At 58.1% G+C, this 23517-nt stretch carries 22 protein-coding genes; 5 read left to right on the top strand and 17 right to left on the bottom strand.

Annotated features, from left to right (window positions below):
• Window positions 1-311: 311 nt before the first annotated feature.
• A complete protein-coding gene (locus FJE54_RS05545) occupies window positions 312-1868 on the top strand; it encodes a GMC family oxidoreductase (RefSeq protein ID WP_139651716.1) in 1557 nt (518 codons plus the stop codon).
• 229 nt (window positions 1869-2097) lie between these two features.
• Here FJE54_RS05545 and FJE54_RS05540 read toward each other — a convergent pair whose 3' ends face one another.
• Window positions 2098-2634 (bottom strand): glutathione peroxidase, encoded by a 537-nt coding sequence (locus tag FJE54_RS05540; protein ID WP_139651715.1) that lies wholly within the window; start codon window positions 2632-2634, stop codon window positions 2098-2100.
• Window positions 2635-2913: 279 nt separating this feature from the next.
• Here FJE54_RS05540 and FJE54_RS05535 point away from each other — a divergent pair, with 279 nt between their 5' ends.
• Window positions 2914-3693, top strand: coding sequence for a hypothetical protein (locus FJE54_RS05535; RefSeq protein WP_139651714.1), 780 nt, complete (start codon window positions 2914-2916; stop codon window positions 3691-3693).
• Between the two features lie 170 nt (window positions 3694-3863).
• Here the strand turns inward: FJE54_RS05535 and FJE54_RS05530 are convergent, their stop codons facing one another.
• Entirely contained in the window at window positions 3864-4868 is a 1005-nt protein-coding gene (locus FJE54_RS05530; RefSeq protein WP_139651713.1) for a formamidase, read from the bottom strand.
• A gap of 127 nt (window positions 4869-4995) precedes the next feature.
• A complete protein-coding gene (locus FJE54_RS05525) occupies window positions 4996-5535 on the bottom strand; it encodes an AmiS/UreI family transporter (protein WP_139651712.1) in 540 nt (179 codons plus the stop codon).
• Window positions 5536-5810: 275 nt separating this feature from the next.
• Here FJE54_RS05525 and FJE54_RS05520 point away from each other — a divergent pair, with 275 nt between their 5' ends.
• The 3 genes from FJE54_RS05520 (at window position 5811) to FJE54_RS05510 (ending at window position 7921) form a co-directional block, all read left to right on the top strand.
• A complete protein-coding gene (locus tag FJE54_RS05520; protein ID WP_139651711.1) occupies window positions 5811-6077 on the top strand; it encodes a type II toxin-antitoxin system RelB/DinJ family antitoxin in 267 nt (88 codons plus the stop codon).
• Window positions 6074-6436 carry a type II toxin-antitoxin system VapC family toxin gene (locus tag FJE54_RS05515; RefSeq protein ID WP_139651710.1) on the top strand — a complete coding sequence of 121 codons (363 nt, stop codon included), beginning with the start codon at window positions 6074-6076 and terminating at the stop codon, window positions 6434-6436. Before FJE54_RS05520 ends, FJE54_RS05515 begins: the two co-directional genes overlap by 4 nt.
• A gap of 177 nt (window positions 6437-6613) precedes the next feature.
• Window positions 6614-7921 (top strand): trigger factor, encoded by a 1308-nt coding sequence (locus FJE54_RS05510; protein ID WP_180326582.1) that lies wholly within the window; start codon window positions 6614-6616, stop codon window positions 7919-7921.
• 190 nt (window positions 7922-8111) lie between these two features.
• Here FJE54_RS05510 and FJE54_RS05505 read toward each other — a convergent pair whose 3' ends face one another.
• The 14 genes from FJE54_RS05505 to fdhF all read right to left on the bottom strand — a co-directional run bounded on the left by FJE54_RS05505 (window position 8112) and on the right by fdhF (window position 23507).
• Complete coding sequence (locus tag FJE54_RS05505) at window positions 8112-8858, bottom strand: formate dehydrogenase accessory sulfurtransferase FdhD (RefSeq protein ID WP_139651708.1); 747 nt, start codon at window positions 8856-8858, stop codon at window positions 8112-8114.
• Window positions 8859-8867: 9 nt separating this feature from the next.
• On the bottom strand, window positions 8868-10037 hold the full coding sequence (locus FJE54_RS05500; RefSeq protein WP_139651707.1) for an iron-containing alcohol dehydrogenase: 1170 nt from the start codon (window positions 10035-10037) through the stop codon (window positions 8868-8870).
• An 11-nt stretch (window positions 10038-10048) separates the two neighbouring features.
• Window positions 10049-10537, bottom strand: a complete 489-nt coding sequence (hycI, locus tag FJE54_RS05495; RefSeq protein ID WP_139651706.1) for a hydrogenase maturation peptidase HycI — start codon at window positions 10535-10537, stop codon at window positions 10049-10051.
• A complete protein-coding gene (gene hycH, locus FJE54_RS05490) occupies window positions 10530-10961 on the bottom strand; it encodes a formate hydrogenlyase maturation protein HycH (RefSeq protein ID WP_139651705.1) in 432 nt (143 codons plus the stop codon). The genes hycI and hycH overlap by 8 nt, the downstream gene beginning before the upstream one ends.
• A gap of 1 nt (window position 10962) precedes the next feature.
• The gene (locus FJE54_RS05485; RefSeq protein WP_255467239.1) at window positions 10963-11745 is read right to left on the bottom strand and encodes an NADH-quinone oxidoreductase subunit B family protein; all 783 of its coding nucleotides are present in this window, start codon (window positions 11743-11745) and stop codon (window positions 10963-10965) included.
• A complete protein-coding gene (locus tag FJE54_RS05480; RefSeq protein WP_139651703.1) occupies window positions 11738-12268 on the bottom strand; it encodes a formate hydrogenlyase complex iron-sulfur subunit in 531 nt (176 codons plus the stop codon). Before FJE54_RS05480 ends, FJE54_RS05485 begins: the two co-directional genes overlap by 8 nt.
• A gap of 13 nt (window positions 12269-12281) precedes the next feature.
• Window positions 12282-14018: a hydrogenase large subunit gene (locus FJE54_RS05475; RefSeq protein WP_255467238.1), complete on the bottom strand. Its 1737-nt coding sequence runs from the start codon at window positions 14016-14018 to the stop codon at window positions 12282-12284.
• 10 nt (window positions 14019-14028) lie between these two features.
• Window positions 14029-15597: a hydrogenase 4 subunit F gene (locus FJE54_RS05470; RefSeq protein WP_139651702.1), complete on the bottom strand. Its 1569-nt coding sequence runs from the start codon at window positions 15595-15597 to the stop codon at window positions 14029-14031.
• 3 nt (window positions 15598-15600) lie between these two features.
• A complete protein-coding gene (gene hyfE, locus FJE54_RS05465) occupies window positions 15601-16254 on the bottom strand; it encodes a hydrogenase 4 membrane subunit (RefSeq protein WP_139651701.1) in 654 nt (217 codons plus the stop codon).
• A 9-nt stretch (window positions 16255-16263) separates the two neighbouring features.
• Window positions 16264-17721, bottom strand: a complete 1458-nt coding sequence (locus FJE54_RS05460; RefSeq protein WP_139651700.1) for a hydrogenase 4 subunit D — start codon at window positions 17719-17721, stop codon at window positions 16264-16266.
• A gap of 18 nt (window positions 17722-17739) precedes the next feature.
• Window positions 17740-18669: a respiratory chain complex I subunit 1 family protein gene (locus tag FJE54_RS05455; protein ID WP_139651699.1), complete on the bottom strand. Its 930-nt coding sequence runs from the start codon at window positions 18667-18669 to the stop codon at window positions 17740-17742.
• Between the two features lie 12 nt (window positions 18670-18681).
• The gene (hyfB, locus tag FJE54_RS05450; RefSeq protein ID WP_139651698.1) at window positions 18682-20706 is read right to left on the bottom strand and encodes a hydrogenase 4 subunit B; all 2025 of its coding nucleotides are present in this window, start codon (window positions 20704-20706) and stop codon (window positions 18682-18684) included.
• Window positions 20697-21185, bottom strand: a complete 489-nt coding sequence (locus FJE54_RS05445) for a 4Fe-4S dicluster domain-containing protein (protein ID WP_255467237.1) — start codon at window positions 21183-21185, stop codon at window positions 20697-20699. The genes hyfB and FJE54_RS05445 overlap by 10 nt, the downstream gene beginning before the upstream one ends.
• Window positions 21186-21320: 135 nt before the next feature.
• Entirely contained in the window at window positions 21321-23507 is a 2187-nt protein-coding gene (fdhF, locus tag FJE54_RS05440) for a formate dehydrogenase subunit alpha (RefSeq protein WP_139651696.1), read from the bottom strand.
• Window positions 23508-23517: the final 10 nt, after the last annotated feature.

Raw genomic sequence — 23517 nt, 5'->3', positions numbered from 1 at the left:
CCAACCCTGAAATCAACCTGAATGAATCAAGCCTTGCTCAAATGCCGCACAAGGATTACAAACTTGCGGGGCATCCGCCACGACGAAGGCTTACGCACGGTTGCGGCATCCACTCGCGTCGCAGCACGGCAACAGCTTCGTGAAAAGGCATCAACGGTTATCCGAGCGCTCCCCTTGCCCGCACGCTCCGTGCTACCGTTGGAAAAAACCATTGCTGCGAACCGTGCTCAAACGCGAGACCGCGCGCATGCGACGCTTAACCGTCGATCGCTTTTGCATATTGCACGCAGCACAGATACACGAGGTGAATCATGGAAACGAAAACCTACGACTACATCGTTGTGGGCTCCGGCCCCGCCGGGAGCATCATGGCCAAGACCCTCAGCGACGACGGCGCGGCTTCGGTGCTGCTGCTCGAAGCAGGCGCGAACAACGATGCCGATCCGCTCATCCAAGATCCGAACGCGAACCTCTACCGCCACTTCCCCGAGTACTTCTGGTGGGGGCAATCGATCCCGCAGCCGGGAGCGCAAGGACGCGACTTCCCCGTCACAGGAGGCCGCCTCGCAGGCGGCGGCTCTTCGGTCAACGGCGAGATGTACGTGCGTCCGACCCCCTTCATCCTCGAACGCTGGGCGAAAGTCGCTGGAGCCCAGTGGTCGCCCGCAGAAGCCACCAAGAATTTCAAAGAGCTCGAGAACTACCTCGGCGAGTCGAGCAACCCCGAGGTGCGTGGAACGGAAGGCCTGCTCCATATTCGCCAGAACCATCCCACGCCCCCTGAACTCGTCGACAAGATGACCGTCGCCTTCGAACGGGCTACGGGTCGTCGCGCGGTTGAGGACTACAACGATCCCGCGACCCCCATCGGCCCGTTTCGCAGCTGGCAGCTGTACCAAAAGCCCGACGGTCAACGCGCCAGCGCCTCGGTTTCGTTTCTCGAACCCGCTCTGGCCGATGCGCGCGAGGGAAACAGAAACCTCGACGTCCGGTTCGAATCGACCGCAACGAAGATACTCTTCGACAACACCCGCGCGACGGGCGTGCGCTTTGTCGAGCGAGGCGAGCAGCACGAGGCGCAGGCCTCGAAAAAGGTTATCGTATGCGCGGGCATCCACAGCGCGCAGCTTTTGATGGTGTCGGGCGTCGGCCCGAAACGGGAACTCGCCGAAGCAGGCGTCGACCTCGTTGCCGACAATCAGCACGTGGGACGCCACCTTGCCGACGACGCGTACGTGGGAGCCGTGCTCTCCGTCAACCCCGACGACATCGCCCAGCTCGCCGAAAACGACGCAAATGCGAAGATCCACGGCGGGGCCTTCCTTCCCTCGCCCGAGGGCAAGGGCGAACCGAACGAACGCGCCATCCAGATCATGGCCACCGGTGCAACACCGCAGGCGCTTTACCTGAGCGTACTCTGCGTGAACCCCGAAAGCCGCGGAACGCTTGACATCCAAAGCGCCGACCCACTCAAGATCATGCTCGGCGATTTCGGATTCCTCACCGATGATCGCGATGCGAAAACGCTCATGGCTGCCCTGCGCACCTACGTGGCCCCCATGGCCGAGAAGATGGGCGAACTCGATCCTGCGTATGCGCTCGTTTCGCCTTCGCCCGAAGTACTCGCCGATGACGACAAGCTCGAGGAATACGTACGCACCTCGTTCATCCATACCTATCACGACCAATGCTCGGTACGTATGGGAGCCGAGGCGGGTGCCGCCGTTGACGGGTGGGGCAACGTGTTCGGCACGGAGAACCTCATTGTCGCCGACGCCTCCATCATCCCCTACCACATGGACGGCAACACTTCGGCCTGCGCCTACCTCATCGGATACACGATCGGAAAGCATCTGGCTGAAAAGTAGAGGCACATCGGAAACAACGAGAAGCGGGCATCCGGCATCGGACGCCCGCTTCTTGGTTTCGCGATCGTAAAAAGTTGCGAATGGCAATAAGTCGAATGACCCGCGAATCCTCTATTTCGATAGCGCTGTTCCCTCTATTTTGATAGCACATATCGCGCTCTTTTGATGGATGCAGTCTCGCCGACCAAGCAGCCATCGCCAACGAGGTGCTGCGGCAAGCTAAACCAACCTACCCGAGCGCCTTTTCGATATCTGCCTCGAGCTTTTCGAGCGCATATGCCGGAGCAAAGCGAGCAATCGGATTGCCGTCGCGGCCGATGAGAAACTTGCCGAAGTTCCATGTGATATCACCTTTTTTGGAAAACGGCTTGAGGGCCTTCACTTTCTTGGCAAACGATTCCGCCTCTTCATCGCCTTGCTCTTCGGGTAGCTGCTCCTTGAGCCAGACGAACAGAGGGTCGGCATCCTTGCCATTCACATCGACCTTAGCAAACCGCGGAAACGTGGTGCCGTAGTTGAGCGTGCAGAATTCAGCGATTTCCTCATCGGTTCCCGGCGCTTGCTTGAGAAACTGGTTCGAAGGGAAATCGAGGATTTCGAAACCGCAGTCGCGGTACTTCTCGTAGATCGCTTCGAGCTGCTCGTACTGGGGCGTCAACCCGCATTTGGTCGCGGTGTTCACGATGAGCAGAACTTTGCCGTCGAAGGCTGCGAGATCGACGAGGTTGCCTTTTGCATCTTTCACCTTAAAGTCGTATACGTTCATACCAATGCTCCTTACTGCACCCATTCGGATGCCTCGTTTTTCACCGCCTACCATACCCGACGCACGTGACCAACGTGCAAATCGTTGCCCTTTTGGAGCCGGGCACGCACGGAGCGTACTAAAACGGTTCGTTTACCGCTGGTTTGCGCCGCTTCTACAAACAGCGTTTTGGCGCCACATCGCTCAGCAGGCTCGCTATACTCGTCTCATCTTACCTATTATGACGCACACTGACGAACTATACGGAGCTCGCCAGCAGGCACTAAGGAGCACGTAATCATGGAACATCAGGAAAGCACGATCACCACGCGAGGAGTCGTTATCTCCTGCGTACTCACCGCTGTCATAGTCGTGGTACTCGCCGCACTCATCTCGCTTACCGCACCGCCCGAAGCCAAAGCGACCACCTTCGACTCTAGCGGATTCGATTACTTCGGCCTCCAGGAAAAGACCTCCGCGAGAAACGCCGAAATCAACGACCGCATTCGCGAGGAAGCGCATGCGTCGGCGCTTCGGAACCTGCAGATAACCGACGAGACCGAAGAAGCCGAAACAGGCGAGGCAGACGAGTCCGAAGCAGCAGACCATGTGAGCACCGATCTGCTTGCATTCGACATACCTTCGTACTGGCACGGGCGCGTTGACATCGAGCAGGAAAGCGATGGGGTCGTATCGGTGTATTCCGCCTCGTTTCCCGCCGCACCGTTGATCGCGTTTACGGTCCAGGATGCTTCGGAGCCCGCCGACACGGGAAGCGCCGACTACTCGATGATGTACAGCAAGGTCAACGGGGACAACCAGCGCATCGAGTTGTGGATGACGAATTTCGCGTGGCTCGTGTTCAACCTCAACCGCCCCGACGCCCCCTCGCCCGAAGGCTGGCAGGCCGACCTGCTCGATCCCGAGGTAGCCGAGGACCTCGTTTCGCTGCAGACGCTCGGCACCGTTCCCGCCGAGAAGATCATCCACCCCGCAAAAATCGGCGACACCCAATTCGAAACCCAGGTCGATTGGGAAAACGCCGTGAACGAGATTGTGCCGACCATCGTGGTGAAGTAGACCCGGGGCCAGGCGAAACGATCGCAAACCGAGCGGGCGCTTTAGCAGCCGCCCGGCTTGCGATCGGCAAGAATGCGAAACGTACGATGGCCGCCCTTTCGAACGGCCATCGGCACATAACTTAGCGCATTGCGTCACAGAAGCACGGCTTCCCGACTAGCTCGCATCCTCTACTGGCCGAAACGACCGCCGGTCGTCGGATATCCGTAGATGCTGCCGTCTTTGATCTTCATGTCGTCTTCCCAAGGAAGCTTGTACTTGCCAGCTGCAAGATCCTTGATGTAGGTCAGGCCGGCATCGCTTTCGCCGCCAGGAAGGGCAACGTAGCCGCGATGACCGAGGTTGTAGATGTTGTTCTCGAGGCCCCACGAACGGCGCGCCTGATCTACTTGGCAGGGGAAGATTTCGCCCGTGACGATCTCCCACGGATTGCGATGGCCCTGAACAAGCACGGTGCCGTCGTAATTGGTGATCTGGCCTTCGCCGAAGTAGTAGAACACGTTGTCGTAACCGGCAAGGTTGACGGCCAGCGTGTACATGAGGTTGTGCCATGCATTGGAGCGGTTGGTGAGAATCCACTGCTCGTTAACCTGCGTGCTGTAACCGGAGATGCGGATGTAGACGTTGCAACCCTTGTAAGCAGCCTCGCGAGCAAGCTCGGGGATCATGCCGTCGTGGCAGATGCACACGGCGAGTTTGGAGCCGGCAGGTCCGTCGCAAACCGGCATGCCGAGGTCGCCCGGATACCAAGGCTCGATCGGGTTCCACGGGAACAGCTTGCGGTATTTCAGGCAAATCTCGCCGTTGGGATCGATGATGATCGCGGTATTGTAGGGGTTCTTGCTGGGATCGGGGTTACGTTCCATGATAGAGAAGACGCCGTAGACGCCAGCCTCTTTGCAAGCCTGGCCGAACGTATCGGTCTCGGGACCGGGAACGTCGCACAGGAATTCCTCAGTGAGCCACTTCGCGGTGTTGAGGCCCTGGGTGCTGTACTCGGGGAACACGATGAGCTCGAGACCCGGGTAACCGGCCTTGGTCGCATGGAGCGTGCGGACGATACTTTCGATTTGCTTGTCGATGTCTGCTCGAGAGTTGACGATCGGCACGGGGAACTGAATCAGTGCTGTCAGGAAGCCGTTCTCAGGTTTGTTCATACTTCCGATACTGCCCATAACTCTTTCCTCCAATCTCGACGAAGCTGCGCGCTTCGCCGTCGGTTTCGGCGAGTGCCTTCACTCGCCTTTGATTCCAAGGTAAAGGCTCACCTCGCCTTACCCTAAAACCCAACTTTCGGTACGTTTAGTACAGGAATTGCCACCAGTTCGCCAAGAGCATGTACCCGGGAACCCAACACGTGATAATGCCTACAACTACGGTGTACCAACCAATGAACTTCGGCCCCAGAGTTACCTTCATCTCCGCGCCGGCGAACCAGTACGCCAACCACAAGGTCCCCCAGATGAGCCATATGACTCCGAAGATCGGATCGGCGTCTGCGGTGAACGACAGGAACGCACAGGGAAGCGTGTTGACTGCCACGAACAGGCAATACCACGCAAGCGGCCTTCCGTCGAGCTGGAACAGGTTCGTACATCCCACGAACAGATAGGTAAAACCAAAGAGCATGTTGGTGGCTATCCCGTAGAAATCGGCGCCGATACCGCTAGCCCCCACCGTAACGACCGTATACGCGATGTTGATGGAGTTGATGACTACGAGAAGACCGCCCGTAAAGAAGTTCATGACCGCCATAGCTTTCGGGTCCCACTTCTGAAGGGTTCCCACCCCGTTCATGAACAGAACGCAGCCGACATAGAGCAAACCAAGTCCTAAGGTCATTCGGATTACACCTCCCCCCAATTCAGTTAGGATTCTGATAACGACAGTGCATCCGATGCCCGTCCATTATTACATTGGCTTCAAATGGGTTGTCAAGAAAGGTGTCTTAAAAGCACAGCGGAATGCTTATATTTATGTTTTCCCTGTTTGATACAGGTTTTTCTCTGCGTTTTACCAGTATCGCTCGCTACCCGAAAACCTCGGATTTGTAAATGAATCTTCTTCTTAAATGTAGTACAATCGTGTTACATTTTTCACATTTTACGGGGGGTTTTATGAAAGAAACCATCTTGCACGTCAGAATTGACGCCGATTTGAAGGCCGAATCGGAAGTTTTATTCAATTCCATGGGAACGAGCCTTTCCGAAGCGGTCAGGATCTTCCTGAAGCAGTGCACGCTCGATCAGAAGTTCCCCTTCCAGATAAAAAGCTTCGAGCAAAAGGGGGGCGACGGGGCTTTCGGCTTTCTGAATCAGTATTCCAAACCCATCGCGCGCGAAACGGAGCGCGAATCGTGGATATCGTCATTGGCTAAAAAATGATTACGATCATAGACGAGAGCGTCATCCTGCGCTATCTACTCAATGACGACAAAAGAAAAGCCAAACAAGCAGCAAAGCTCATCGCTGACGGCCATGCGTATTCCTATCCCGAGATATTCGCTCGCGTAGCGGTTACGCTTCGCGACGTGTACGGGGTTCCCCGTTCACTCGTCAGCGAAGCGCTGCTCAACCTCCTTGACGACATCCGCGTCAGCGAGGAAGACATCGTTCGCTATGCCACGCGCCTGTTCGGAGCTAGCATGCTCGACTACATCGACTGCTTGCTTGTGGCACGAAACCATCTGTACAACCACGAAATCGTCAGCTTCGACAAACCTTTGATGAAAAACATGATGTAACCTGCCTAAAAGCACGTTTGATCGTCCGATGCCTGACGCTCTGTGCTATACTGAAATGGTATCTTTTCCGATACAAGCGGCATCCGATGACTATATGTTCCGTATCGACCTAGCGCATATGCGGCCTAGGTCAGAAGGCCTGCCTCAGGGTTCGGCCGTATGCGAAGGAGTAGTACCATGGAGCTGCAATCAGTATACGATCGCATCGATGACGATCGCGCCACCCTCAGCATCACCATCAAAGCAGATGACGTGAATACGCTTATCGATCAATTCACCATTGCGTTGGCCTATCAGAACAACATCGCACCCGAAGACGGCCAGGATCTTGCAGAAGCCGTCACCATCAAACTTGGAAAAGAAGCGGTCGAGAAGCATCTCGAAACATCCGTCATGGGATACTCGTTTCCCTTCGCTGCCGAAGGAAACCATGTAGAGATCGTCGGTAAACCGGCCCTTACCGCGCATGGATCCCTCGCACGCGATACAGATTTTTCCTTCGAAGCGCTCTGCACGCTCAAGCCGTCGTTTTCGCTCTCTTCGTACGATCCCGTCCACATCACGGTGCCGCCTCTCGAGGTTACCGACGAGGACGTCGAGCGCTATCTGAAAACCCTTGCCCAGAGCCACGCGTACCTCGAGGAAGACACGAGCCACGCAGAGATACGAAAAGGCGATCTCGTCGAGCTGGAAATCGAAACGTTCAAAGACGGCGTTCGCTGCGATCAGCTTTGTTCGGAGAGCCGTACCTACACCACCGGCGCAGATATGATGCCCCCCGATTTCGACGAGCAGGTTATGAAGATGAGGGTGGGAGAAACCAAAACCATCGTATACGAGTATCCCGGTTTCACCCTCGATGAGAACTACGAGCCCCAGATCGAGCACTACACCTCAACCGTAACCGCTAAAAAGGTGCAGAAGATGGTCGTCCCCGAACTGAACGATCAGTGGGTTCGCGAAAACATGCCCGACACCGACGGCGTCGAAGGCTTGAGGAGAAACGCACGCGAAACCATCTATGATCGAAAGTCGATCGAGTACCGCCATTACAAGAACCTGCAAAGCGCCAACGAACTCGTCAAAAGATTCGACGGCGAAATCTCGCCCGCGGTATACGAGGCCGTCACTGCCGACATCCTGCAGTCTTTCGAAGATCAGCTCGCTCAACAGGAAACGACGAAAGAGGATTTTCTCCGTCAGCAGGGCATAACCGAGCAACAACTCATGGCTCACTTCTCGAATCAAGTGCGCGAGCAGCTCGTCAGGCAGTTCGCGCTCGATGCCGTCGCCGAGCATTTCGGGCTCGAGGTCGACGATGCGGACCTCGACGAGTATTTCAGAGCAGCCGCATCCCCCGGACTCGAAGCGATGATCCGGCTCGATTTCGAACGAAACGGCAGAATGCCCGAAGCGCGGCTCTCGGCGCTCAGGCTGAAAGCGAACGATTACGTAACCGAGCATTCCATCATGCGCATCGACTGATCAGCCTGCTGACGAGCACCCGCTGAAATCATAGTCTTCGGCGGGTGCTCGTCGGGCGAACCATCCGAATCCGCTCAAGCTCCGGACAGCGGCCGGCTGCCGTTTGCGCCTTCGTCCCGCTGCGCCTTCGATCCCAACATCAGGCACCCCGACGCGCTCTGACCTTATCGAAGGCGGTCGGACACCTCGATCATCTCGACAGATGTTCTGGATGGGTGTAGACGGTAAAGTGCCCGTTTCGGGCAAACGCACAGAGCGTGATTCCCCGCTCATCGGCAAAATCGAGCACCGCCGAAGTCGGTGCCGATACGGTCGAGATAAGCCGGATGCCGAACGTCGAGCACTTTTTCACCAGATCCAGGGCGCATCTGCTCGAAAGATGAACGAATCCGCTTGACGGGTCGACATCGTTTCTCAGCAGGGCACCGATAAGCTTGTCTACGGCGTTATGCCTTCCGATGTCCTCCCGTACAAAGCGGTAGCTTCCCGAAACGTCGGCGAATACGGCCGCATGGGTAGCACCGGTGTTTCGGTGCATGTCCTGAACGCCGAGAAGAGCCGAGCTTGCCCGATGCACCGCCTTGGGCGATATTTCTAGATCCCCCGCAGGACAATCGCCAGCCGGGCAAAGCGCATAAGAGCATTCGAGGGCAAGGTTCGGCCCGGGCGCGCAAACATGCGCTTCAAAACCAACCGTGCACGCAGCGACTTCGACGAGGGATACGTCGTCGAAGGCATCGATTACCCCCGAGGTGTACAGGTGTCCGATAACCAGATCTTCAACATCTTCGGGGGTGCATGATATTTCCTCGACGAACAGACCGTTGCAGTGGATGGCGACAGGCACCTCGAGCGCTACGGTTTCGGTAACCGGCGTCCAGCCGTCTCCTTCGACATACCACGCTTCGCAGAGCGCGCTGTACCCGCCGCGTTCCATACCGCTTCGCTATCGATACGATCTTTGCAGGATGCCGAGTACGTCCTCTTCGGTCAGCGTGTACAGGTCGACATCGGCAATCCCCGTGCGGTTGACCGCCGCATCTGCAATGGCAGGCAGATCCTCCCACGCTATGCCGTAATCCGACAGAGGAAGGCCGCGCACGCCGAGTCGATCGAAGAAACGCGCCAATCCTTCTGCAAACGATTGGCCGGGAAGATGGTTGCACGGATCGACGCCGAGGTACGCACCGACTAGGTCGAGCTCGTCGGGGACGAACGCGGCGATGCGCTTGTAGTATTCCTCTGCAATCATGATCAGGCTCGCACCATGGGGGACCGACGGGAACATGCCCCCGATCGTTTGAGCGATGATGTGGTGCGACGTGGTGTTGATGAGCGATTGCGTGTAGCCGCTGCATATGTCGGCCGCGTACGCGAGCATCGTCCGACCCTCGATGTTGCCCGGCTCCTTCACGACGACCGGAAGCCACGTGAGCACATGGGATATCGATTCTTGCGCGAACACGTCCACGAGCCTGTTTTCCGCCCTATTGGTAATCGCGCATTCCGCCGCATGAAACAGCGCATCGATCCCCTGGTAGATGGTCTGGTCTTCCGGAAGCGATACCATGAGTTCCGGATCGATGATCGACACGGCTGGGTACAGGACATCGGCGGCGAAATCGAGTTTTTCGCCCGTCTCTACGTTCGTGATAACGCTGTAGGGATCGGTTTCGGTACCGGTGCCGGCCGTTGTCGAAATGGCAACAACAGGGGCCGCTTGGAGTATATCCTTCTTACCGCCGCTGCCCGTATAGGCATAATCCCACAAATCGCCGTCTTGCCGCATCATCATGGCAATGGCCTTGGCTGCATCGATGCTGCTTCCGCCTCCCAGTCCGATGACGAAATCGCATCCGGACTCCTTTGCGAGAGCACAAGCTTCACCGACTTGCTCGTTAGTCGGGTTCGGCGTTACGCCTTCGTAGGCCGTTGCTGCAACGTCTGCGCCGTCGAGCAACCCGATCACCCGATCGAGCAAGGCCTTCCGCTCGGCCCTCTCGCTTTTGCTCGTGCAGATAAGCGCATGCGACCCCGGAAGGTCAAGTGCGGCCAGCTCATCGAGCCGACCCGCTCCGAAAACGATTCTCGTGGGCATCTGGGCATCGATCATCATGGTCGTTCCTTTCACCTCGTAGCCATGTCTGGATGGCTTCTTTCATACGCCGGGTACGCCGTAAGGTCGTCCCCGGCCAAAAACCGTTCGTACAGCTCTTCGACCGCCGTCTTAACTGCAGGCGTCAAAGGATTGAAAAACGTTGTATCGGCAGGTTGGATGCCTAAGAAAAGTACCGTTTCCGCCGCCTCTTCCAGCTGGCCGAGCAAAAACGTCATGGGCAGCGCATGGGTGGTGATGAGAAAGCTCTGCGCAACGTCATCCACCCCGAGCCGACGTATCGCACCCGCCTCCAAGCCCATAGCGGCAGCATCGACCACCACAACGACATCAGGCGACAAGCGCCTGATCGTCCGCAGTTCGTCTTCGGGGGTTTGGCCGCCGTCGATAACCGTCCAGCCCGTTTCGGGATCGCCTGACATCATTTTGGCGAGCAACGGCCCTGCAGCGTCATCGCCCCGCAACACGCTCCCAACCGTCAAGAGCACCTTGTCAGTCATCGACCCTCCTCCCCATCAGATACATGGCCGCCTCCTTCTCGGTCGCATCGAGCAGCTGCATGAAATCGCCCATCCAAACTAGTTCGGCCGAATAAGGGTTCGTATCCTTCCTCGTGTACAGCTCGCGCAACGTGCGTTTGATGGCCTGCTTGAGTACGGGCAGATGGCTCTTATCGATCTGGATCTCGCCGAATCGGAGTATCCCCCCGAGTTTAGACCGGGCCTTATCATCGGATATGTTTTCAAGCACCGACGAAAACGTTTCGACCGGGCAGGACAGTTTCGCCGAAAAGCAATCCATGACGCCGGTGTGATGGCCTACCGACAACGTGTAGTACATAATATCCTGCGCGTCCTGCGGGATATCGATTTCGCTATCAACCAGCTTCGCCGTGAGCTGGTATATGATAACCTTGCCGTCCACGCTAGCTCCTCACAGTTTTCGACACGAGCAGATCCTTCAGTTCGGTGAGCACCTCAATTTTCCGAGGGTCATCCTGGGAGGCAATAAGCGCAGCGATCTTCCCAAGAGCATCGGTTCCGCTGCTTTCGAGCGCCTCGAGAAACTCGTCGCACAGATCGCCTCCCTGGCGATAGCCCGATAAACGCCGCGCTTCCCGCTCGAGCTCAACCCGAATACCGTAGGGAACATCGGCGTATCGCACGCAAACGCGCTCGCCTTCGGCTTCGACTTCGTTTACCGCATGCTGCTTCTGGTCGAGCATACCGAGCGCCATGGCGAACCCGTATACCGTTTGCGCCGGAGTCGGCGGGCAACCGGGAATGTAGACGTCCACGGGAAACAACTTGTCAGTCCCGCCCCACACGCAATAATTGTCGTGGAAGATACCGCCCGTACAGCCGCATGCGCCGTACGAGACGATGATTTTCGGATCGGGCGCGGCTTCGTACGCCCGTATGGCGGGAAGCCTCATAGCCCTCGTCACGGCACCGGTGTACACGAGGATGTCGGCATGGCGCGGCGTGGGTACCACTTTAATCCCGAAGCGCTCCACATCGAACACCGGGGTGATCGAGGAGAATATCTCGATCTCGCACGCGTTGCAGCCGCCGCAATCGACCCGATAGACGTATACGGATCGCTTGATGCTCTGCAGCAGCGTTGCCTTGGCCTTCGCGATGTCCTCGCTGAGCTGCTTCGGCTCGAGCTGCGCCTGCAGTTGGGTTGGAGCAGTCCGCTCAACCACGGTTACCTCCTTCGCCGATACGGTTTTCGTACGCGAGCGCATCGTTTCTCTGCTTGCACGACAAGCACAAGCCGACCGAATCGCCCGAAGCGCCCGAGCCTTTGATCCCATCCAACACGCTCGCCACGTACGCGACTTCCTTGCGCGGCGCGAAGTACTCGCCGCAACAGGAGCACTTCTGAAGCCAGTACGTGCACGAGTCCCGAAGATCGTCTTTGCTCATGACGGCTAATTCGAACTCGGTGCCGAGCCTGATGGCATCGACTGGACAAACCTCCTCGCACCGCCCGCAGAAGATGCATCGTCCGTAGTTGATTTCCCAGGTGAGCGTTCCTGCCCCGATATCCAGCTTCATCTGGATGGCATTCGGCGGACACGCCGTTGCGCATGCCGCGCAGGCAATGCAGCGCACGGCATCGTGCTCGGGCTTGCCTCGAACATCCGGTGCTTGTTCGATAGGGGCGAACGGATACTTGACGGTCGCATCGCCCGTCTTCAGGATACCTTTCAGCGTTTTCAGCATAGCTTCTGACTCCTTACCCGCGGCCCGACAAGGGGGAATGGCTGCGATTGCGGCTATAGTCTTCAAGCTCCTGCTTGGTGAGCACCGTCTGTGTCCGTTTCCCTATATCGACGACAGTCACTCGATCGGTGCACGAATAGCACGGATCGATGCTGCCCACGATAACCGCCGCATCGGCAATGGTGTTGCCTTGCAGCATGGAGCGAAGCACCGGCCAATTGCTATACGTCGAAGCCTTGGCTCTCCAACGGTAACACTTTTGGTTATCACCCGTCATCGACCAATGCATATCCTCCCCACGCGGTGCCTCGGTAAAGCCCACCGCGAACCGATGCGGCTCGTACTCCCACGATTCATTGAGAATCGGACCCGACGGCGTATTCTCGAGCCAGCTTTGAATCATGTCGAGGCTGTCGAAGAACTCCTCGACCCGTACGAGCGTCCTGCTCTTCACATCGCACCCATCGTGTACGCGAGCCGTTTTATCGGTTCGTTTGTATCCGGCGAACGGATGGTCGAAGCGCGTGTCGCGGGAGAACCCGCTTCCCCTCACGGTCGGCCCGACCGGACTGAAATCGCGGGCCACTTCGGGATCCAGAATACCGATGCCTGCGGTTCGGCCCTCGAAATTCGCAGTCGAAAGCAGCGCCTCGACAAGGTCTCGGGTTTCCGTGCGCAGTTCGGCGAGCATCTTGATCGTCTTCATGCTCTGATCGCCGAGAATATCCCTTCGCACTCCCCCGATCAGGTTCAGACCGTACGTTTTGCGGGCACCGGTAAGCATCTCCGCCAGGTCCATCGCTTTCTCCCTCACGCGGAAGAAATGCATGAAGCCCGTGTCGAACCCGCAGAAATGGCACACGAGACCTAGGTTGAGCAGATGCGAATGGAGCCTTTCGACCTCGAGCAGTATCGAGCGGATCACCTGCGCACGTTCGGGCACCGCGATTCCCTGCGAGTTCTCGACCGACTCGGCGTAAGCGACCGAATGCGCGCACCCACAGATTCCGCAGATGCGGTCTGCAAGAAACGGGACCGAGTCGTACGTCATACGCGTTTCGGCAACCTTTTCCATGCCGCGGTGGACGTAGAACATCCGGTAGTCCGCATCGATGATATGCTCGCCTTCGACGAACAGCCTGAAGTGGCCGGGTTCGTCCGACGTGATATGCAGAGGGCCCATGGGGATGACCGTAGTCGTGCCTGGCTCGGCCCTGTTCAAAAACTCGTAGTTCTCGAGGTCGGCAGCGAGCTCGGGGCGGTGGCGGTAGTCCATGGAATCCTTACGGAGGGGATAGAGCCCTTCCGGCCAATCGTCGGGCAGGACGAGCCTGCGCTCGTCGGGCAAACCGATTGGCGTGAGTCCGAACATGTCGCGGATTTCGCGCTCGCCCCACACGCATGCTGGAACACGGGCGGCAACCGACGGGAATGACCCCTCTTCGGGGGACACCTCGCTGCGAACCACGCATATGCACGGATCGGTTTCCTCCATGGAGAGCACGTAGTACAGGGCGAACTTGCCGTTGATCGGCCGCTCGTCGTTGCCGACGACCACCGAGAGCCATCCGCCTCTCCGGTAATACAAGAACCGGACGATATCGGGCACCGAATCGGCTCTGACCGTCATGGTTACCTGTTCGTCGGACTGCCACGCTTCGCTCATGAGCGCACCATGGAACTGCCCGCGAACCGCTTTGACGTGCGTCGAGCCGCGCCGCTTATCTCTCGTTCCGCTTCGCTTGGTCACAAGAACCTCCCTATTCGTTCGGTTGCGTTGTCGCATCGGCCGCATGAAGCACATCGCCGAACAGCGGCATCTCGTACAGATTAGATGCATCTTCCTGCATGACTATCGCCGTAGCCGACCCCACTCCGCTTATCACCGGAGCCGGCAAGGCGATACCGAACCACAGCAGCAAGACCATGAGCACCATCTCGGGGACGATCATGGTTGCACCGACGCTCCCCTTTTCAGCGGTATCGGGAGCTTTACCCAATACCGAGCGCAGGAACACAAGGCTGAAAGCCGCTATCACGACGGTGAGCGCCAAGCAGAGGGGAATGACGAGCCAGAGGTACCCGGCGAAGACCCCTGACATAACCATGAGAACTTCGCTTATAAACAACGCGAACGGAGGAAACCCCGAAAGGGCGAACAAGCCCGCCCCCAGCAAAACCGCCGTCAAAGGGGCGATCTGCACGACGCCGATGATTTTCTCGAGGTTGCTCGTCTTGAACTTCATAACCACGTTGCCGGACAGGCAGAACATGAGCGCTTTTGCGAGGCCGTGGAATATGCAGTGAAGCAGCGCGGCGGCGATGCCGAGCGGACCTCCGAACCCAAGACACAGCGCCACGATGCCGATGTTCTCGCACGAACTGTATGCGAGCTTGCGCTTGAGATCGGATTGCGAAAACAGCGCGAACGCACCGAACACGATCGATGCCGCGCCCAAGATAAGCATGACCGTCTGAGGGAATTCAGGGCCGACCGCCTGAACGGCCAAGACGTAGAACCTGATAAGCACAAGCATCGCGCATTTGGCAAGCGCGCCCGACATTAAGCCCGACAGAGGACTCGGCGCCTGGGAATACGCATCGGGCATCCAAGTGTGCATGGGAAACAAACCGGCCTTGGTGCCGAACCCGATAGCGGCAAACACAAACGCTATCCTGATGAGCGCCGAATCGAACTGAGCAGCATAGGGCACGAGGGACGTCCAAAACACCGCCTGGTGCGGGTCGGCCATGATATCGGCTGCGTTCGCGTACACAAGCAGCGTCCCGTACAGGCCGAACGCAACGCCGGCCGTGCAGACGATAAGGTACTTCCACGCCGCTTCGAGCGAGATCTTCGTGTTGTACGAGCCGACGAGAAACACCGTCGAGAGCGTCGTCGCCTCGATGGCAACCCACATCATGATTACGTTGTTCGACGTAACCACGAGCAACATCGTGAATACGAACAAGCTGAAGAAGGCGTAGAAGCGCTTCACCTGGGAAGCATCGAGGCGCCCCTCTCTGCTATCGAAGCGAATATAGGCAACCGAGCAGATGCCCGTCAACAGAACAACGGTGCTCACAAGTCCGAGGAAGATGGCGCTGAGGGCGTCGACCTGGAACCATATGTCGATGGCCTCCACCGAACCGCCGCCGCCGAACACGTGAGCGACGATGAAAAGACTCGCTAAAAACGTCAGGCCGATCGACACGACGTGCACCGTTTCGAACACCGCCCGAGGCATCTTGAGGGGAAGCGCCGCTATCAGCAGACAGGCGACAAGCGGCGTTATCATGGTAACCAGCAGCAAGCTTGAAATGTCCATGTTCTACCCCTTCAGTTCCATGAGGTCGCGGGTATCGAGCGTTTTCGCAGTCCTGTATATCCTCAAAACCATGAGGACCATGATCAGGACGGCGAAGATGGCGTCAGTGGCGATGCCGATCTCGACAAGCTCCGGCGCCTGCGGCGCAAGAAGCGCAAGCGTTACGTGCGAGCCGTTTTCCATCAGGCAATACCCGAATATCTGCTTCACGATGTTGCGTTGCGAGACGATACAGGTCAGTCCGATGAAGAAGTGCGCGAGCGAGATGGCGAGCGCAGGCTTCACTTCAGCGGCGGTGTACAGATCAACGCCCTGTACGGCAGCGAAGCAGATGAGCACCTCTAAAGCTATAAGCGTAATGCTCTTGAACGGAGAAAGGCGCTCGCCAAGGTCCTGCGAATCGGCACCGAGCTTTCTTTGCAAGAACAGCAGCATGCCCGGCACGAGCACGACCTTGGTTATGAAAGCCGATGCAGACCACATGAACAGAACCTCCGAATCGGTTGCAAACGCAAGCGAAACGAGGAGCAGCACGAGGACGAACGATTGCACCGCATAGAGGATCGCCGACCTTTTCACCGATCGGGCGAGAACCACCATCGTCGACGTGACGATGAGCAGGCCTCCGAGCGCGTTGACCCAAGCATAAGCAGACATGACCATCACCTAACCCAACCAAGCTACTGCAATGAAGCCAGAGCAGACCGTCATAACCATAAGCGCCGCGAACACCCAAGCCATGGGCTTCGGAAGCGGATGGGCGTCCTCGACCGTTTCCGACGGCGCTCCCGAAACAACCGAGCCCATCCATTTCAGAAACCACGCGAACGAGCAGAGCGATTCGACGATGGCCACGATCACGATTACCAGGAGCAGGACGCTTTGCGACGAGACTTCGAAACCGCCTGCCAGAATCATGAACTTGCTGAAGAAGGGGCCGAAGGGAGGAAGTCCGCCGATCGCCAGAGCAGCGACGGCGAAGGCGATTGCCAAAAACGGCATCTTCGACGAGAGCCCCCTGAACTTCGTGAGAAGCCGCGTGCCCATCGTGTAGCTGAGGGCGCCGGCAACGAGGAAGAACAGGGTCTTCGCGAACGCGTGGTTGAAAATGTGGGCGATACCGCCCTGCATGGCGAGCTGCGATCCGAAGATGGCGAATCCGAACCCGAGAAACATGTACGAAAGCTGCGCGATGGTCGAGTACGCCAAGAGGCGCTTGATGTCTTTCTGCGGAAGGTACATGAGAAAGCTGAACACCATGGTCGCAATGGCACCCGCAACCACAACCCAGCCGACCTCGACGGGTACCGGCCCCGCGCAGAGAAGCGCCCGGGCGAACAGGTACACGCCCACCTTCACCATCGACGCGCCGTGGAGGTACGCCGACACGGGCGTCGGGGCCTCCATGGCCGAAGGAAGCCACATGTAAAACGGAAGCTGCGCCGATTTGCCCCACGCAGCGATGAGGATTGCGATGAGCACGAACGTCTTCCATCCGCTTTCGAGTTGCGCGATCGCCTGTAATTCGAAAGAGCCTGTCTGCAAGAACAAAACGGCGGCGGCGCAGTACAGTCCAAGCGACGCGATATGCGTGATGATGAGGGCTTTCATTGCCGATTTCTTCGAGGTGTCGTTGTTGTAATAGCCGATAAGCGACCACGAGCACGCACCGGTGATCTCGAAGAACACGAGCTGTCCGAGTATCGTCGAGCTGAACACAAGGCCCGCCATCGCACCGATGAACGCGATGAACACCGCATAGAACCGCTTTCGATGCTCGTCGGGATGTTCGCGGTTTCCCTTATTCAGATAAGCGAACGAGTACACGGTCACCAGAAAACCGATTCCCACGAACGCAGCGGCGAGCAGCGTGCTCATGGCGTCGACCGTGAATCCGAACACGGCAACCGAACCGAACGACAAGCACGACACCGCGTGCGCCTGCATGCCCCCGTACGCGAAAAGCCCCGCAGCGCCCAAGCATGCAAGAAGCGACAACCCCGCGGCAACGGCGCATATCCATCGCGCCGCCTTGCGCGGCGAGGCGAGGATCACCACCGTCCCCGCGAAGGGCACCAGTACAGCCAAGAGAGGAAAGACCGCAATCCCGATCCCTGAAAGCATCCCCATCACTCCTTCCACCTATATGCCCATAACGAGGAACGCGAGCGACAGGACAGAGCAGCCCACCACCATCCACGTATGCTGAGAAAGCAACCTGAACCGCACGCGCACGACCGTGTTCTCGATCAGCGCGCATACGGTGAATACGACCGACATCTTCGCAAAGAACACGAGCGCCCCTACCGCAAGCGAAGCAGGTGCCATGTCGACAGCGCTCCCAAACGGGAAGAAGATGGCAAGCAGCATGCTGATCACGATGATCTGCTTAAGCGACATTCCAAGTTTGAGCAGAGCCAGAGAGGGCCCCGAGTATTCCGCGAGAGGACCCTCTTGAAGCTCCTGCTCCGCCTCAGCCACGTCGTAGGGAAGTTTTCCCAGCTCCATATAGCACGCTATGCAAAACGCGAACGCCGCGACCACCATCGCGATGGGCGAAGTGAACGACAGGGTTGAAAGGGCGTTTCCCATATCGCCGACGTTCGAACATCCCGTCGCAATCGCGACGGCGAACAGCGCGATGATCATCGACGGCTCGATCAAAGCGCTTGCAAGCAGCTCTCTGATGCCGCCGACGCTGGGATACGATCCCGAGCTATCGATCGACGACAGGGCGAAGAAGAGCCGCGGCAGGGCGAGCAGGTACACGATCACGATGAAATCGCCGAGTGCCGGTATCGGGCAGAACCGCGTGATCATCGGCATTCCCATGGCTAGAAGCAAAACGGTCGCCAGGTAGAGTACCGGCATGATTCGAAACGGCGCGCCCGAATCGCACGTACGCACATCCTCGCGCTTGAACAGCTTCACGATGTCGTAGTAGTCCTGAAAGACGCTCGGACCTTTCCTCGTATGCATTTTTGCGCGGAGAACCCTGCTCACTCCCGAGAAAAGCGGAGCGGCAAACAAGAGGACCACAGGTTGCAGAATTGCTAACAGTATCTCGTTCATGGCTTTTCCCGCCTATCCGATCGCGACGGTCAGTATCAGGAAGAAGACGAGCGCGACGACAACGTAGGAGATGTAGACGCGGTAATCGCCCCCCTCGACCTTCTGCGCCATCCGGCTCAGCTTCTCGACGACATTGATGGCCCCGTCCACCAGATACCGATCGGAAAGCGGCTCGACCTTTCTTATTCCCTCGACCAATCGCTCGTACAGGCACAGGACCTTCCCTTTCTGACCGGATGCCACCTCTCGGACCCGGTACAGCGCTTCGAAAAACATCCGGGCAGCGGAGGAGAAACTCGTTGCCGCCGCAAGCATGTCAGACTCGGGAAGGTAGCCGCAATCCCAAGGATCTTTACGCAGGCCGACACCCGATTTGCGGCGGGCGATACCACGCGCGCCCATAACCAGCAGCACGAGCACGACAAGCAAAGCGGCGATGAGGATGAGGGAAACCCCCGTGCCCGCCATGGGGTTCACCAACTCCGATCCCGCAACCACCGCGCCGCCAGCCGTCGTCCCGAGCGCAAACGATGCGATGCCGCCGATCGCCGGAGCGACCCATGCAGCCCCCACACCAAGCCCGATGCAGATAGCGGCGAGCAGCACGCTCGCAACGACCATGAACGCAGGCACTTCGCGCGCCTCCCGCGCTTTCTCTGAACGCGATGCGCCGGAGAACGCGACTCCGTACGCTTTCACGAAACACACGATGGCAAGCGCTCCCGAAATCGCGAGCGAAGCAGCCGCCAGAACGGCTACCGTTTTTACGAGCGGAGCGGCTCCGAATGCAACGTCGAGCAGCGATTGGTAGGTGAGCCATTCCGACGCGAATCCGTTCAACGGAGGTATCGCGCAGATAGCAACCGATGCGATGAGGAACACTGCCGCAGTCCAGGGCATCTTTCGCGCGAGGCCCCCCATCGCATCGAGCGAGCGGGTATGGACTCTGAAAATGGCCGAGCCTGCGCTTAAGAAGAGCGCGCCCTTGAACATCGCATGGTTGACGAGGTGGTACAGTCCGGCCAGAAGGCCCAATGCGGCAACGATCGGCTGGTCAAGCGCCATACCCACGATTGCCGCCCCGACGCCGATCAGGATGATTCCGATGTTCTCAACCGAGCAGTACGCAAGCGTTCTTTTGATATCCCGTTCGGCAACCGCATACGCGATGCCGAACACCGCCGAAACGGCGCCGAACACCATGACGACGAAACCCCACCACAGCTCGCAGCCCGATGCACCGAGCAGATCGAAGCACACCTTCACGATACCGAAGATGCCGATCTTGACCATGCCGCCCGACATAAGCGCCGAAACGTTCGAAGGCGCTTCGGGATGGGCGAGGGGAAGCCACGAATGGAACGGCACCATGCCGGCCTTGATGCCGAAGCCGAAGAATGCAAGCAAGAACACGGTCGAGGCAGCGGCCGGAGCCATCGAAACCTCTCGAAAAGCAGAGAATTCGAAGCTGCCTCCCGCAGCGTTCGCCATCATGAGAAATGCAACCATGATCATGAGAAACCCGATATGGGCCATGACGAAGTACACGAACCCGCCGTGCTGAGCCTGCTCCGACCGGTCGAACACGACGAGAAAATACGAGGTCAGCGACATGAGTTCGAAAAACACCAGGAACCAGAACGCATTGTCGACCGTAACCACGAAGATCATGGAGATAACGAACAGATTCATGTAGAACCCGATTTTGCCGACACCGCGCCCCCGGTACTCGTCAAAGTACGAAAACCCGTATATCCACGCCGCTAAAGCCAAGACGGCGATCACCGCAACGAGCAAGCCCGACAAGGGGTTGCATGAAATCGAAAAGTCCGCGAACGCGAACGGACTGGCCGCCCTGAACAGGTGCGTCGGCCCGCATATCGATACGAGAGCGAAGCCGAGAGAGAACACCGCCGAGGCAACCCCGCAGCAACAGGAGACGATTTTGGCAGCGCTTTCCCGACGGTACAGCAGAAGCGACATGAGTGCGCCCACCGAAGAGACGCCAGCCGCACTCATCAACAACGTCAGACCCATTGCGACCTCCGAACCTTCGAGACTTCTACCGACATGGCCTCAAGCTCCCCTGCCGTCCGATGCCTTTTCTCACGCAGATCGGCATCGACTTTTTCCTGGTCGATTAAGGTAAGCGCACCGGTCGGACACGTTTCGACGCAACGGGGAGCAGTCGACAGCCCCGAGCACAGATCGCATTTCACTGCACATGCGGCAACGCCGATCTCCCATGCGAGCAGAGGGCTCACCGAACCCGGATGCGTCGGCGTCCTGTAACAGACCCCGGCCACACCCGCAACCGAAGTGCCCGAAGGCTGCACGGCTCCGTACGGACATGCGATCGAGCACATCTTGCATCCGATGCACCGCTGCTCGTCCACTCGAACGATACCGTTTACGCGGGTGATGACGCCCGTCGGACACACGGCAAGGCAGGGAGCGCTTTCGCACTGGTGGCACATGACGGCAGCGGAGACGCTCTTCGTCTCCACAACCGTCATGCGCGGGGCTCCTTGCAGACCTGCTTTCTTATGGACCCCGATGCAGGACGCTTCGCAGGTCCTGCATCCGATGCACGCAGCGGGGTCTATGACTATATAGCGATTCACATCCGTCCTCCAAGCGCGTTGCAGCGGCTACTGGCGCTCGCCGTACTTGAGCGAAGGGCCTTCCTGGTGCGCCGCTTCGGCGGCCAGGCGAGCTTTCAGTTCGTTGTAGAGCATCTCCATATGCTGCTCCGCCCACACCTGATCCCCTATCGAAGCGACATCGCAGGAGCTGAATTTGTCTTCCGGCGTGCCTGAAAGGGGGTCGGTGACATGCATCGTGAGATCGTTGCATTTGCCGATCCACCATTGATACGTCATGTACACCGCCCCGGGATTGACCCGTTCGTCGAGCGAGGCGCGGGTGATCACCTTTCCCCGCCGCGAGTACACCCAGACGAGTTCCTCGTCGCGAACGCCCCGCTTGCGTGCATCCACCGGGTTGATGTGCACGTATCCCGGTTCGTCGGCAAGCTGTGCCAGGGCTTTGCAATTGCCGGTCATCGACCTGCATGAGTAATGCCCCACCTCGCGTACGGTGCAGAGCACGAGCGGATACCCCTCGTCGGGCTCTTCCGTCGGGGCGTTCCAGTGATGCGAGAGCAAAAGCGCCCGTCCGTCGAAGGTGTTGAAAGAACCCCCGAGGTACAGATCCGGCGTTCCTTCGCCCTCGATATCGAGAATGGGCCATTGCGCGTATCCGAGGCCTTCCATCTTTTCGTAGGTGGCACCGTAGAACTGAGGACAGAGCTCTCTGACCTCGTCCCATATCTCTTTCGTATTCCGATACCGCATCGGGTATCCCATCCGCGTCGAAAGCTCCTGGAATATCTCCCAATCGTGCTTGCATTCGCCTTTCGGCGGCACGGCAGCGTTAAAGCGCTGGAACGATCGGTCCGAAGCGGTGAACACCCCTTCGTGCTCGCCCCAGGAAGTCGCCGGCAGCACTACATCGGCGAGCGCGGTCGTCTGCGTCATAAAGATGTCTTGGCTGATGAAGAATTCAAGATCCTTGAGGGTTTTCTCCATATCGGCGGAGTCCGGCTCGGTCTGCAGGGGATCTTCTCCAAAGTTGTAGAACGCTTTGATGGTTCCGTCTTTGACCCCATGGGGAAGATCGGTAAGCTTGAAGCCTTCCTTGTTCGACAGCTGCTCGGCATCAAGGCCCCACGCCTTCGCGAACTTCGCGCGCACTTTGGCATCCTCGACCTTTTGATATCCCGGGTACAGGTTCGGAAGCATGCCCATGTCGCAGGAACCCTGCACGTTGTTCTGCCCGCGCACGGGTGCTACGCCGCAATGGGGCTTTCCTATTTTGCCGGCAATGCATGCAAGGGAAGCGATGGCGTGAACCGTATGGACGCCTTGGCGCTGCTGCGTGACGCCCATGCCCCACCCGATGATCGACGACTCCGCCGTGGCGTACATCCTCGCAGCCTTGCGGATGGTCTCCGCATCCACTCCCACGATATCTTCCACTGCCTCGGGAGGGTACTGCAGTATCACGTCGAGCCATGCCTCGTATCCACTGGTATGGGCATCGACAAATGCTTTGTCGATCAAGCCTTCCTCAACGATTGTGAATGCCATCGCGTTCAAAAGCGCCAGGTTCGAACCGTTCTTCATCTGGATATGGATGTCGGCGATCCGAGCCGTCTCAATGATGCGCGGATCGCACACGATAATGCGCGCGCCCTTCTCTTTAGCCTTCACGATCCTACGGGCGACGATCGGGTGGCTGGCTGCAGGATTGTACCCGAACAGCATGATGCACGAAGCTTCCTCGAGCCCAGGAATGCTCACGCTCATGGCACCGCTTCCGATTGTATCCATAAGACCGATGACGGAGGGTGCGTGGCACGTTCTTGCGCAGTTGTCGATGTTGTTCGTACCGATGCACGCCCGCGTGAACTTCTGCATGACGAAGTTAGCTTCGTTGCCCGGTCCGCGGGACGACCCCGTTAGCATAATCGAGTCGGGGCCGTACTGCTCTTTGATTTCGAGCAGGTTCTGCGCCGTAAAATCGAGTGCCTCATCCCACGTCACCCGCTCGAGCTCCGCTCCTTTGCGTCGTCTGATCATAGGGTACAGTATCCTTGGCGTCAGTATTTTCGTGTCGTTCACGAAATCGAAGCCGCTCAGCCCCTTGAGACACAAGTTCCCTTCGTTTGTCACCCCGTCAAGCGGCTCGGCATCTACGATCAAGCCGTTCTCGACAACCAGGTTCATTTTGCACCCGGCACCGCAGTACGGGCATACAGTCATGTGCTTTTCCATAAGGCAACCC

The organism is Raoultibacter phocaeensis (genome assembly GCF_901411515.1).
Taxonomy (GTDB): Bacteria; Actinomycetota; Coriobacteriia; order Coriobacteriales; family Eggerthellaceae; genus Raoultibacter; species Raoultibacter phocaeensis.
Note: the sequence above shows the minus strand (reverse complement) of the source record. Positions and strands in the feature narration are given on the sequence as shown.